Source organism: Paenibacillus sp. LK1 (assembly GCF_002750415.1).
Classification (GTDB): Bacteria; Bacillota; Bacilli; order Paenibacillales; family Paenibacillaceae; genus Paenibacillus; species Paenibacillus taichungensis.
Genome location: NZ_PEII01000002.1, coordinates 1 through 12,363, shown reverse-complemented (window position 1 = coordinate 12,363; position 12,363 = coordinate 1). Strand labels below are relative to the sequence as shown.

At 37.0% G+C, this 12,363-nt stretch carries 15 protein-coding genes and 1 pseudogene; all 16 read right to left on the bottom strand.

Annotation, left to right across the window (positions count from 1 at the left end; translation table 11 throughout):
* Positions 1–13: 13 nt before the first annotated feature.
* The 16 genes and pseudogenes from CS562_RS03850 to CS562_RS03780 all read right to left on the bottom strand — a co-directional run bounded on the left by CS562_RS03850 (position 14) and on the right by CS562_RS03780 (position 12,085).
* On the bottom strand, positions 14–1,108 hold the full coding sequence (locus CS562_RS03850) for a flavin monoamine oxidase family protein (protein ID WP_099853747.1): 1,095 nt from the start codon (positions 1,106–1,108) through the stop codon (positions 14–16).
* Between the two features lie 104 nt (positions 1,109–1,212).
* Positions 1,213–1,551, bottom strand: coding sequence for a thioredoxin family protein (locus CS562_RS03845; RefSeq protein WP_099853745.1), 339 nt, complete (start codon positions 1,549–1,551; stop codon positions 1,213–1,215).
* 2 nt (positions 1,552–1,553) lie between these two features.
* Complete coding sequence (locus tag CS562_RS03840; protein WP_099853743.1) at positions 1,554–2,006, bottom strand: rhodanese-like domain-containing protein; 453 nt, start codon at positions 2,004–2,006, stop codon at positions 1,554–1,556.
* Positions 2,007–2,207: 201 nt separating this feature from the next.
* Complete coding sequence (locus CS562_RS03835; RefSeq protein WP_217504803.1) at positions 2,208–2,345, bottom strand: thioredoxin family protein; 138 nt, start codon at positions 2,343–2,345, stop codon at positions 2,208–2,210.
* A gap of 526 nt (positions 2,346–2,871) precedes the next feature.
* On the bottom strand, positions 2,872–3,528 hold the full coding sequence (locus tag CS562_RS03830; RefSeq protein ID WP_099853741.1) for an ArsR/SmtB family transcription factor: 657 nt from the start codon (positions 3,526–3,528) through the stop codon (positions 2,872–2,874).
* Positions 3,529–3,597: 69 nt separating this feature from the next.
* Positions 3,598–3,916, bottom strand: a pseudogene (gene trxA, locus CS562_RS03825) (thioredoxin).
* Between the two features lie 175 nt (positions 3,917–4,091).
* Positions 4,092–4,862 (bottom strand): SDR family NAD(P)-dependent oxidoreductase, encoded by a 771-nt coding sequence (locus CS562_RS03820; protein ID WP_099853737.1) that lies wholly within the window; start codon positions 4,860–4,862, stop codon positions 4,092–4,094.
* Positions 4,863–5,544: 682 nt separating this feature from the next.
* Positions 5,545–5,736 carry a hypothetical protein gene (locus CS562_RS32825; protein ID WP_125477234.1) on the bottom strand — a complete coding sequence of 64 codons (192 nt, stop codon included), beginning with the start codon at positions 5,734–5,736 and terminating at the stop codon, positions 5,545–5,547.
* A 76-nt stretch (positions 5,737–5,812) separates the two neighbouring features.
* Positions 5,813–6,211, bottom strand: coding sequence for a hypothetical protein (locus CS562_RS03815; RefSeq protein ID WP_099853735.1), 399 nt, complete (start codon positions 6,209–6,211; stop codon positions 5,813–5,815).
* 343 nt (positions 6,212–6,554) lie between these two features.
* Positions 6,555–6,815: a hypothetical protein gene (locus CS562_RS03810; RefSeq protein ID WP_099853733.1), complete on the bottom strand. Its 261-nt coding sequence runs from the start codon at positions 6,813–6,815 to the stop codon at positions 6,555–6,557.
* Positions 6,816–6,830: 15 nt separating this feature from the next.
* On the bottom strand, positions 6,831–6,956 hold the full coding sequence (locus tag CS562_RS03805; RefSeq protein WP_099853732.1) for an AAA family ATPase: 126 nt from the start codon (positions 6,954–6,956) through the stop codon (positions 6,831–6,833).
* 213 nt (positions 6,957–7,169) lie between these two features.
* A complete protein-coding gene (locus tag CS562_RS03800) occupies positions 7,170–7,838 on the bottom strand; it encodes a hypothetical protein (RefSeq protein WP_099853731.1) in 669 nt (222 codons plus the stop codon).
* Positions 7,839–7,858: 20 nt separating this feature from the next.
* The gene (locus tag CS562_RS03795) at positions 7,859–8,977 is read right to left on the bottom strand and encodes an AAA family ATPase (protein WP_217504800.1); all 1,119 of its coding nucleotides are present in this window, start codon (positions 8,975–8,977) and stop codon (positions 7,859–7,861) included.
* On the bottom strand, positions 8,974–10,137 hold the full coding sequence (locus CS562_RS03790) for a hypothetical protein (protein WP_099853730.1): 1,164 nt from the start codon (positions 10,135–10,137) through the stop codon (positions 8,974–8,976). Before CS562_RS03790 ends, CS562_RS03795 begins: the two co-directional genes overlap by 4 nt.
* Positions 10,138–10,148: 11 nt before the next feature.
* Positions 10,149–11,807 carry an AI-2E family transporter gene (locus CS562_RS03785; RefSeq protein ID WP_099853729.1) on the bottom strand — a complete coding sequence of 553 codons (1,659 nt, stop codon included), beginning with the start codon at positions 11,805–11,807 and terminating at the stop codon, positions 10,149–10,151.
* Positions 11,808–11,848: 41 nt separating this feature from the next.
* Complete coding sequence (locus tag CS562_RS03780) at positions 11,849–12,085, bottom strand: hypothetical protein (RefSeq protein ID WP_099853728.1); 237 nt, start codon at positions 12,083–12,085, stop codon at positions 11,849–11,851.
* Positions 12,086–12,363: the final 278 nt, after the last annotated feature.

Genomic DNA, 12,363 nt, shown 5'->3' with positions numbered 1-12,363 from the left:
AACCTTCATTTATTCACCGATTTACGATTATGGATACTGCAAGTTCAGCCGACTGAAGGGCGCCTTCCAGATGCCCACCAAACTCTGAATTTGTTTCCGTCCCAGCGAATACAATTTTGTTTTCCCATTCACCAACTACAGGTATTTCACCATAATTAGGGAAATTTTGAAGTTGAATGCTATCCTCAGAAATAGCTGTATCCAAATCGACAGACCAATCTTTATAAAGAATAGTCCTTACTTTTTTTGCCTGAGAGCCGAAAAGCCTAATTAATTGTTCCTTCACCTGCTCTAAAACCTGCTTTTCCCCTAACTGCTGGCGGTCTTTCGGTAACATTCCAAAGAAACCAAATAATGCACCTGAACCTGTATGGGGAGATGCATCATGAATTTCCTGCAAAGGGCCCACCCAACTTGATGCAAATCCCGAAAGCCCATCTTTTCTCCAAAAAGGATCGTCGTAGACAACAATAGCTTTGGCTTGTCCCGCCATCCAGGTTGGTTTGTTGGTTAGGTTTAGGTTCATTTCGGGAGAGAATGTAGGGATAAAAGTCATATCTCGTGCAACAAGACGAGGCGGGAGCGCCAGAATAACAGCACGAGCCATAAAATCTTTTGTTTTTCCATCTGCAAGATCTGCACTTATAATGATGGATCTTTGATCGTTTAATTTAATTGTGGTTACACGTGTTTCTAATTCAAAGAGATTAGAGGGTAATTTACGGGCCAATGCGTCAATTAAAGATTGCACGCCACCTGTAAATCGCACAGATCTCTCCAGGGAGTGAGCCGGAAGGATATGGCGTTCAGGTGCCTGGTTATCATACCGCTCAAATAACATCGCTCCCTCCGTGTGTTGATCGAAAGTTTCGAGGTGCAACTCCTGAACAAGTTTCGCAATAGTACGCTCATATCTCGGCCAGAACCATGTGGGTCCAAGATCGAATTTCCCCAGCTCAGGTTCATTTGGATTCAAACTACTTAAAGCCCTACCACCAATTCTGCTTCTTGAATCCAAAATCTTACAATCAATACCTTGTGCTGTAAGTAAAGTGGCAGCTCGCAAACCACTTAAACCCGCACCAATAATAATCACCGGATGTTCCATTTCTGTACTCCATTCATTTAGAAAAATTTTAGATATCGTGACAAAACTGAACCTTGGTACACAGGATAACTAAATTGAACTAAGGTCATATTTCATACTCTCTGTTAATCCGTTGGGTACATCGCATTGTATAGTTGTTGTAATCCTAGCTCTAATTGTGCAAATTGAACAAAGCGATCTTCGCGTAGATATTCTTGCTGATCCTGAAACAACATAATCGTGGGAACTGTAAAAATCAAAAACTTTCCTGCAACCTCTTTTACCTTTCTAGCATCAATATGCGCAAGTTTTATTTCTGGATACTGACTGACCAACTCTTTTAGTTTAGGATAAATAGCATGGCATACATTACAATTCTCTTGCGAAACATATAACATGCTCATTCGATTATTTTGAATAAACGTATCTATTTCTTTTATAGAAGTTATTTCTTGGACATTCATCTCTAATCACCTGCCTTACTGTATGTGGTAAAGGGAGCTGTATGTCTACAGGTCCCATAATTTTCAATATCAGGTTCTTCTGAAGAACTTATATGAACCCAATCGACTAGCTGAGAAACTGGGCCTATTACTAAATATAAGTGATGAAATCCATTCTTTTGTAAAATACGTGTCGCCTTTTTTCCTTTTAAATATTGATCGCTTAATATGACTACACAGTCGTCTTGTGATAGTTCCTTTTGCCAAAGAAAAGGTAATCGACCTAAGGATATATTAATGGATTCGGGAACATGCTCTTTATCAAAGTCGGATACATCTCTAATATCAAGCCATTTAATAGCATCAGAAAACTGCTTTTGGTTTGATTTTAAAGATAACACTGTAACACTTCGTAGGAACCGAAGATGTTGGATAAGCCAGTAAATCAGCAGAAATGCTAATAATATACTAAACATCGATTATTGCCTCCAGTTGTTCAAAGCAACCTGAAAGTTGAGTGATGCATCTTCCTTCAAAGAAAATGAGGGGGAATTTTAATTTATTCATCATCTACTCCATCCTTCATTTGACAAATAAAATAATGAATGCTAATTATTTATCAATCCCAGATTTTTTTTCTCTAAGGCTATCTTATGGAGTAACTCCAATCATGGTAATCATGGTCTCTGCCAATCTACCATCTTAAATAACAGTAGTGTAGGGATACTTCTAACTCCATACTTTCCAGCCAATTGTGGTTCATCATCAACGTTAACTTTACCAACTGTTGCTTGACCTGCTAACTCATCCGTCAGCTCATCTACAATCGGAAGTTTGATCCCAAAAATCGACTAACGTCATATTTGTTTCAAAAGTTTACATTTTTATAGATACAGCCCCCCTATTTAATCCTCCTCATTTATATTTAAATATTCAAGCGAACTGATAAGACCTGCTGTAATAATCGCTAGGGAAATCGCACCACCGATTTATAAGCTAGTGTTAAAATTGTTTTCATTTTCTTGGTTTGACAGTTCATTTGTGATGTTGAAGGTCCCTTGATAAAAAGCGTTCATTCCTGCAGGACCTAATCCTAAAATAACCGACATATACAAGTTCCATTCTCCCGTTTTATTATTCAAACTAATAATTGAATAATAAAACGGACTATTCCCTAAGTCAAGTTTGGGTTTTTGCTTACCTGCAGAATTTCAAAACCTTGTGATCGTTCTAATACTGAGGCATAAATCTAATTGAACGCAGAGGTTAGGTATGCCTACCTCTTATTGAAGCATCTCTTTACCTCATGCTGGACTCTTCTTCTATTATCTGTACCGATAATCACACATGCTTCAAATTCCACGCGTGCACCCCTTCATCAATTCGATAAGCAGTAAAGCCCTTCTTCAGTATGCGTTCCACAGCTTCCGTTGTATTCACGCAGTATGGGCCCCGACAATAGGCTGCAAGTTCGATATGCGAAGGCAGGGTCTGAAGGTACGTATCGAGTTCCTCCAACGGTACCGAGATTGCACCTTCAATATGCCCTGCTTCATATTCGTCTTTAGGCCGAATATCCAGAACAACAATTTTGTTTGCAGCCATTCTTTCTAGTAATTCTTCTTTTGCAATCGTCTGCATACCTTCATATTGTTGTAACAGATCTTCTTTAATCCGTGGTATATCGGATAGCCTGTTCTCACAAAGCTTCCATAAGACCATTAAAAACTCGGACACAACGGGATCTCCCAGGTTATAGATGGCGTAGGTTCCCTCTTTTCGAAATTTGACTAATCTCGAGTCCAACATAACCTGAAGATGCCGTGATACGTTAGCAACACTCATACCCGTCTGTTGTGCCAAGATTTCAACTGATTTAGGACCGTTTGAAAGTAAATCCAGGAGTTCGAGCCGTTTGTCACTGGACAAACATTTCCCGATCCGGGCATACTGCTGATACAGTCTTTCTTTAATAGACGCTTCCGAATGGGATAGCATAATAGACCCTTCTTTCCAAAGATTATTAAAAATCAAAGCATTACCGATTTTTAATCTATTTAATTCGTTTTATTCTCCTGTCAGTTTCACAATTTTTTCTTTGAGTGTGTTTTTTGGTTAATGCGCACCATCGTGTCCACTAATTAACCTTTTCTAAACAAAAGAAGTGTAGGAATGCTTCTAATGTCAAATGGCGAGGCAAGTTCGGTTTCTTCCTCGACATTGATTTTAGCAATGTTGCTTGGCCCTTCAACTCGCCAGCTAATTCCTCAACGATCGGAAGCTGTATTTTACACGGACCACACCAAGGTGCCCAGGAATCAACCAACGTTACCCCTGATTGAATTTCATTAAGAAATGTTTCTTTTGTTAGTGTTATTGCACCCAGTTGAACGGCCTTCCTTTAATTAAGTATTCAATTGATTGATTGAACTATATTGTAATTCAACTGTTTCGTCAAGTCTATTTTCTTATGAAGTGTGAGACCAATACACTTTTAAAGGTTGTTTAATTCATCTCAATATAAAAATAGGAACAATCTTAGTGTGATTGCCCCAAATAACTTATCTCAAACGAGCCGTAACTCCGCCATCTAATGGCATAATAATACCTGTGATCCAAGAAGCTGAGTCACTGGCAAGAAATAGGATAGCATCTGCTACATCCCGCGGGGTACCGTTCCGTCCGATCGGATGAAATGCATTAAAACCAGGAAGGACTTTAGCTACTTCCTCTTCACTCATAAAGGTGTTGTATATTGGTGTCTCTACAACGGCAGGTGCTACAGTATTCACTCGAATGTGATCGCTAGCGAATTCAATTGCCAAATTTCGAGTGAGAGCGTGACGGCCTGCCATGGCGGCCGAGTATGCAGAAGACGGTGTAGCTTCTACCGCTTGAATTGCCCACATCGAGCCTGTATTGACAATCGCCCCTCCCCCTCTTCTTTTCATTTCGGGAATAACAGCTTGAGAAGGGTAAAATGTCCCTTTAACTATGGTATCCAGATAAGATTGTAAATCCTCTGGTGTATGTTCCAAAAAAGGAGTCGGGTTAAATTTACCTGTGTTGTTTACCAGCACATCAATCCCTCCAAAAGTCTCAATGGCCACTTGAACTATTTTCTTCGAAGTTTCCGGCAAACTGATGTCACCAACAACGGGCAACACTTTTTTACCTGAGGGATCAATCTCTAAAGCAGTTTTTTTCAGAACATCTTCACGACGGCCATTAATAATGACATGGGCTCCTTCTTCAAAAAATCTTTTCGCTGTCGTTTTTCCGATCCCAGTTCCTCCGCCTGTAACAATAACGGTTTTGTTCTCAAATTTCATCTTACGCATCTCCTCGGCCTCATTAATTTTCATTTGTATTGTTTCAAAATACCTACTAAGGATGTGCATCTAAATAACAAATCATTCAAGAAGGAAAATCGGAAAAGAGCTATTTTATATCATTAGCGTGAATTCTCTCATTGAGTATGTACTTTTGGCGTGCCAAATTGAAAACACTTCCAAGATAGTCCCATATCATAAGGCGTGGTCTCATTTTCTTGAAGGTGTTTTGAATCATCTCTCCATATCATATTTTGAGCGTTTTACGACATCACGGCGATCTGTAACAAAGTATCCTTAAGTGCAATCAATATTGGTAGCATCTTTGTTGAATCTGCTCGCAAGTTACTTTTGGTTTATACGAAATCCCGAATTAAGTTGAGAATGAAAAGTGGAACGTTTCACGGTATTCGCTACAAGTTCTTTTACTTTGGCTGAAAATTTCCAAAATGCGCAAGTTGTCCTCCAACTCTTCATCCTCGATCAAATCACCCGACTCAAGTCAGGTTTACAGCCTACAGAAGCAAATGACCACTTAATACTGGTAATTCCTCTCACCTATATATTGCATCTCGATAAATGGCTGTAGTGTCGCTATATAAATATCAATATACTTAGTAAGCACCTCCTTGATATTAAACTAACCTGCCGTTAGCTTAATGAATTAACTGTCAAATGGCGATTAGATATACACCCTAATCGGGAATAGGAACAGGTTCTTGTCCATTCCGGCAATCGGTACAAGTTCTTGTCCCTTGACATGAAAGGTGTCGGAGGACGTCGGGCAAGAAGCCGTTATACGGATCGACCCGCTAGTCCGAAAGATCACACTTACTCCAAGGTCTAATAAGGCTGCCAATAAGGAACCGCTCATCCGAATACTCCATAGTCTGCATTTGTCGCTCAACTTCAACAGGTCTCGCTTGAACTTGCCTTGTCCGCTACGAGCTTCATTGATAAGCTGTTCCTTTACAGTAGCGGATAACTGACTCAACTTCTTTAGCCGTATCTTCCATTTCAATTATCGTATCCTGTTGCAACCTTTGATTACTGTAGGGGTAGGTTTCAAACCTCTTCTGCGGGATCAGTTCATAACTGAAATCCTTCTTTAACTCTACATAAGACACAACTTGTTGTTTATCAGCTAATGCTCTCGGGATAAAAGTAAAGTAACAGAATTCAGGAACATATCCCTTTTGGGTGTAATACGTTCGAATCAATAAGAAATGGCTTACTTTAGCAGGGAGATTCTTCGATGGATTAACTGTAGCTCCATCGATTTCTTCATCATTATCTTCATCATGCCAACGGACGATAATCTTAATTGATTCATCATTATCACCATGCACGAAGTGGGTCTGACCTTCATCATCATCCTTTGGATTTTTCGCGCCGTTATCTTTTAGCGACTACTTCGCTCGTTCCATACAGAGCTTATGAAGCCATGCGTTTACAACAGGAACTTTACCTGATGGTATATTTGAATCAGTCATCTATAATATCTCCGTCCCATTTGGTCTGATTGTCTGTTGCTTTCTAACAACATTTTCTTTGTCGGTTTGCCATATGAAAAGAGAATAAGACTTCATACGGATTGTTCAAAAAACTGCTGTTTTTCGTGATGTTTGCAACGAGCGGCTAACCGAAAAGAAGCCCCAAGTAACTCCAGTTGGAGACTTAGGGCTTTAATCATTATGCGTATTTCAGTTGAGCGATGACTGTGTCGGTATACTTGGCAGGATACTTCAAACACTTTCCTGCCAATAAGCGTCTTATGAAGCTAACGTGAAGCGCAGCGGCATTCGGTGTTCGTTTCGTTACAATGTTTGCCGATTGAAGCTTAGCAAGGACAAGCGGAACCATTGCCGTAGCTGTCATTCCCTTACCATGCCGGTTCACGATGTGAGCGTAGCATAAATCCTCTTGAATATCGTACTGATCGCCATTGTTCATATGATCGCTCCTCTGCTAAATCATGGTACTTTTCCCTGCCTCGTTGCTGCCAACTAGGATGTTCATTCCTTCACTAAGTTCTAAGACGAATTCCCCGTAAAAACTCTTAAAGTTTTGGATTTTCACCTTTTTAATTTTCATTTGAATTTCCCCCACTTAACCGTTCTAAATAAGCTACTACCAAATGAGATATGCTTATCATTAGCTCAGCTTCATACTGGTCAACAGGAACAGCAGGTAGATTTCCGTTGTCTTTTAATTTTGAGTTGCGATGATGCCCAACCTTATTTAGGTAGGTCGATACTCCGGTTAATAATCCAGTAATTCCATCTCTTTTCTGCTCCGTAATATCACTTAGGAACCCTCCCAGACTTTCGAGCTGTATGGTCCCCCTCTTCCATTGCCAACGTCAGTATAAGATTCTATTACTGAGAGACATTGCCGAAGGGCATCGTAGGTCTTTCCTCGTTTCATATGCTCACGAGCATCATCAAGCTGTTCATAGGCTTGAATCCAACTTGTGTCGTTTAACAATGCTGCTGGAAGGCTTACTCCGTATTTAGTGGAATAACCGTAATAATGTATGAACCGAATCCAATCAGACTCTGATATCTTTATTTGTTGGTTGCCGGTTATCGGAATGATTTTGTTTCCGTTCTCCATGACTTCTACAATCGCCTTTACATCAATTGTGAAATACAGGTCACCAGAACGAACCCCTTCTATGGTAGAGATATCGTTTGAGTCAAATATCCAATCCCATTCTCTATAACCAGAGCCTTGATTGAACACACGAATATTAGGTTGGACTTGACCCACAGCTTTCTTTAGGAAAGTAGAGTTAACCTTTGCTGATACCTGAATATCCAAGATGTTTTGAAGTCTGTGTGTTTGATCCGACATCTGAATGTCAATAAACTGGATGCTTTCTGAGATTCTTAAGTCGAAATCAAACTTTATGTATGTATTGTTGTTCAGATGATTAGAATGCATAGAAGATTCAAACAAATTAATTGTATACATGAATGAACTATCTCCTTCTGTTAAAAAATTTTAAGTGTATAATTTTTAGGAACATCTTCTTTGGTAATTAACATCAAGGATTCTTTAGTTATATGTTCCGTCAACTTAGACAGCCTTTTCGATTGATGCAGCGTTATATCATCAAACAGATTCCGAACAAGACGGCCATTTGCAAATTGATCATCTTTTTCATTTATGATAGTTTGTAACACATTACGGACTTCTTCCATAGCCTCCTCTTGGACAATATAATCATTTTGGTTGCACGTATAAATGAATATTCGAACAAGCTCATCAAGTGAATAATCACTAAATGAAATAAAAGTATTGAATCTTGACTTTAAACCTGGGTTGGATTCAAAAAACTTCTCCATCAAACTGGTATATCCAGCTACGATTACAACTAGATCATTGCGATAATCTTCAAGAGCTTTTGTTAACTCAGTAAGACTTTCTCTACCGTAACTATCGCTATGATCATTCTCTGTAATACTATAAGCTTCATCAATAAATAGCACTCCGCCCTTTGCACGATTAATTAACCTTTTCACCTTCATTGCTGTTTGTCCTTGATACTCAGCAATTAAATCAGTCCTGCTCGCTTCAATGAAGTGACCTTTACTTAGTAATCCGATAGCTTTATACATTCTCCCAAAAATACGAGCTACTGTAGTTTTAGCTGTACCAGGATTCCCAAGAAAAGCCATATGCAAAGTTTTGTTAGACTTCTTCAATCCGTTTTTCACACGTAAATGTTGTATTTGATTATAATCAATCAAATCACGAACTTGTTGTTTCACATTCTCAAGACCGACCAATTCATTTAATTGGTTAAGGAACGCATTTAATGAAACATTGGATGACTCTTTTAAATCCTGAAAGAGCTCATCAATTTTTGATGCTCCAAGATATTTATATAACAACTCAAAAATTTGTTCTTGCTTTTTTTCCATGTTAGGAAATGATTGTATTTTAGTTAAGACGCCTAAGTTTTTGATTAGTTCTAGAATTGCTTTATCATTTTGTTCATAAATTATTTCTCGAACTAATTGTTCAAACGTAGATGTTTGTCCTAATAAAACATCTACTTGCTTAGTTTCTTTAATCAGTTGGTGCTTATAATTCTCTGAAATCATCATAACACCCCACTTATTATCAAAAGTACTAGAATACATAGTATAGCAATACTAGTAAATGAAATAGCTTGGGTAATCTTCAACACTTTTGATAAGCTTTTTGTGAAGAGACTAAGCTCTGCAATTTCGTTATTGGCCTTTGATAATTCAGATTTAAGATATGCAGACATGCTTTCTGCTTTTTGATCGATTCCAGTGTTCAGTTCCTTAATAGCATTTTCAAAATTTAACTTATTGGTTGAAACTTCGTTAGTAGTTGAGACCAGTCTGGCAACAAGCTCAGAATTGTTTCGAGTGACTTTTTCAGATAAGATCTGGATATCATTTTGAATTAATTGTTTTAAATCACCAAGTTTCTCTCCATGAATAACAATTTCTTTATTTAGAGCTGCGATGTTAGTCTTATTATCAGTAATTATTAATTCGATTTCAGATATATTTTCATTTTGATTTGAAACGAGCTGTTTAACGGTTTGAAATTTTTCAACTTGAATTTCTTTAAAGTAATTAAAATTTTCTTGAAAAACTGACAGTGAAGACAACAATGATTTCATTTCATCGTTCAAATCAACTAATCTCAGGTCTTGAGTTTCAATCTTGGTCTCATTGACTTTAAGGTTACTTTGCATTGTCGAAAGTTCACCAAAAATTGTATCAACATCAGTTAAATGTTCTATCTTCTCGATCTTTTCCTTAAATTTTTTCAGAACTTGAATTACTTGTTTTTGTTGCTCTATGATTTGTGTTATCTCTATTTGATTTTCTTTAACGCCGTTTATTCCTTTTAAAGCTTTTGCATTAGCCTCTTCAGCTGATTTCAGTGAAATTAAAATCCCCCGAATATACTCTTTATCTAATGCGGAAAATGTGTCATAAATAGTGTTAAACTCTTGAATCGTTTTAACAAGAATTTGATTCTGTTTAATCATTTTATCCTGAATTTTTTCAGTGAGCGAATTTAGATCACTACCAGTTACCTTATAATCAAACAACCCGAATAACCCTTTCGAAGTCGGGACACTGGGCAAACTTTCTGAATTAGGAAAACTCTTGCTAAATGCCTTCAATCTATTTTTCTTTTCATTGAAAATATTGGTTTTGTTAGTCAAGGCTCCTGTAAGTTCTTTATTTGAACTTTGCTCTTTATGCTTTATATTCGACACACCTCATCACCTCAAAGTAAATCTTCTAAATCATTTTGCATTTGCACTAAAGCACTCTGATTATTACTAATATTGTCATGGTTTTTAGAATCTTTACCCTTATTATCTCCAAATATCTTAAGAAGCGATGTTTGCATTGTGTCTTTCGCTAAAGCATGGTTCTCTGAAATTCCGCTCATAACATTTTCTTTCAATACTTGTACATGGTTTTCAGCTACAAAAAGTTGCATATGTTGAAGATTTATAATTTCATTTTTGCTCTCTATGATTCGTTGGTCATTCTCTTCTTTTAACTTTTTGGAGATAAACTTATCGATCAAATTTAAAACTATTGCACCAACTAATCCAAAAACTAAACTTGAGAAAAATAGTGCTATCATATTTGCAAGAGAACCAATCAATGGTAACTCAATTTGCATTCCAGGAATTGTTAACAGGATTTTTTCAAAGATCTCTCCTAAGAAAATCGCACTGCCGCCAACTATTCCGACTGTTACTATTTTTCCGACTTGTGCAACCTTTACACTAAATGGTTTGTCCTTATTCTCTTTATCACGAAGATAATGAATCGCATCAATCACAGAAGAGATCCCCTGCTTGATTAAACTTGCCAATTTCTTGAAAACACTTACTATAGGACCAAAAAATTCAGATATAATTGTGCCAATTAATGTTGAAGCTCCTGTTTGAAAAATACTTAGAATTTTGGAAAAGAAAGATTTCATCGATTGCCTCATTTCAGTTAAAAATCTATTAAATGACTTAGATTTCACTTTGAAGAAACGGATTAAACCGTTCATGATTTCTTTCAATAATGTAAAAAGTGCTGAGATAGCCATTGTCTTCAAAGCATCTTTTCCAGCTTTTTTTCCAACCTCTTTTGTTGCATTCATTTGAATATCTTTATTAATTGCTTTCCTTGCTTCTTTATCAGATTTCATCATACGATCGCTATCAGCAGCAAGTTTATCGTTCAAGCGTTTATTATTTTCTTCTTTTTGCCAACGTTTTTCAGCTTCTGACTTATTTGACTCATCAACCTTTTTATTTGTCTTTTCGTTTTGTTCAATAAGTGACTTTTCCCTAGTTTCACGGGTTTCTAAATACTCTTTATTGCTCTTTGCACCTTTGCTTTTATTTAATGATTCGTTTGTCGGTTTTAGATTTTCTCCTTTATTAGCAATGTCAGCTACATCTAAATTAGCTTGTTTCCTTCTTTGATTTTCAAACAACTCTTTTCTTGGAATAACATGATCTAAATTCGCTTTTTCTCCATGTTTAAAGTGTTTTCCTGTGTATTCATCCTTTAAATTCCCAGCTAGTTGCTGCTCTTTCATTGCTTTATTGGCATCTTTGTATCGTTGATCTTGCATAACTGAGTCAGCAATATCCTTATACTGTACAGAATGCTCTCTATCATATTTTTGAATTAATGTCTCATTAGTCATGTCGAGACCAATTTGATTTCCGAATTGTTTCCAAACTTCATCAAGAATTATTTCCCCTAAAGAATCGGGATCGGATATGTTCTCTCTATCTTTCTCCAGTAAATCTAAATCAGAAAAGCTTTCTTCTAACTGTTTTGACAAGAAACTTTCAACTTCTTTAAGATCAAAGTCAGTTCCAGTAATATCGATTTCAATATTTTGATTTGCATTTTTATTAGCCACAGGTTCAAACAATCCTTCCAAATAAGATATTTATTAATTTATTAAATCGGTTTCTCACGAATCAGGCTGATCGATGATTTAAACCATTGATTTAAAAGACCATTTGGATAAGTGTCGGATATCAAACTCATATGCTGATATTCAACCGAACCAATGGTGCAAGGAAACCCAGGGATTGGAAGATGAGATAAAACGGAATCTGCAACAATAAATAAGCCAACTTTATATTTGAATATACCAGCATCATCAAGTAGCAGAGTACGCCACTCTTTATACAAGCCTTGTCTCCTAGCTAGGCCTTTTAAATGAACTTTCCAGAGATTGAGAGGGTTATTACTTCGCCCAACACACACTGGTACGATGCCTTCTATTTCAGAAACAATATATAAGATATAATTAGTATCTTTAAAGCTACCTTTAACTGCTAATTGTTCTATTTGTTTTAAGAATAATTGCTTTATCTAGATTCATGTTTCCTGGCGGAAAAGAAATATATACAGTTGATGGTTAACGAGCCATTGTTTTAGCAGTTACTTTTTAGTTAACATTCGTTCAC

Coding starts and splice junctions, on each gene's coding strand:
- CS562_RS03850 (WP_099853747.1), bottom strand. CDS start 1,108: ATGGAACATCCGGTGATTATTATTGGTGCGGGTTTAAGTGGTTTGCGA.
- CS562_RS03845 (WP_099853745.1), bottom strand. CDS start 1,551: ATGAATGTCCAAGAAATAACTTCTATAAAAGAAATAGATACGTTTATT.
- CS562_RS03840 (WP_099853743.1), bottom strand. CDS start 2,006: ATGTTTAGTATATTATTAGCATTTCTGCTGATTTACTGGCTTATCCAA.
- CS562_RS03830 (WP_099853741.1), bottom strand. CDS start 3,528: ATGCTATCCCATTCGGAAGCGTCTATTAAAGAAAGACTGTATCAGCAG.
- CS562_RS03820 (WP_099853737.1), bottom strand. CDS start 4,862: ATGAAATTTGAGAACAAAACCGTTATTGTTACAGGCGGAGGAACTGGG.
- CS562_RS32825 (WP_125477234.1), bottom strand. CDS start 5,736: ATGAGCGGTTCCTTATTGGCAGCCTTATTAGACCTTGGAGTAAGTGTG.
- CS562_RS03810 (WP_099853733.1), bottom strand. CDS start 6,815: ATGAACAATGGCGATCAGTACGATATTCAAGAGGATTTATGCTACGCT.
- CS562_RS03805 (WP_099853732.1), bottom strand. CDS start 6,956: ATGAAAATTAAAAAGGTGAAAATCCAAAACTTTAAGAGTTTTTACGGG.
- CS562_RS03800 (WP_099853731.1), bottom strand. CDS start 7,838: ATGTATACAATTAATTTGTTTGAATCTTCTATGCATTCTAATCATCTG.
- CS562_RS03795 (WP_217504800.1), bottom strand. CDS start 8,977: ATGATGATTTCAGAGAATTATAAGCACCAACTGATTAAAGAAACTAAG.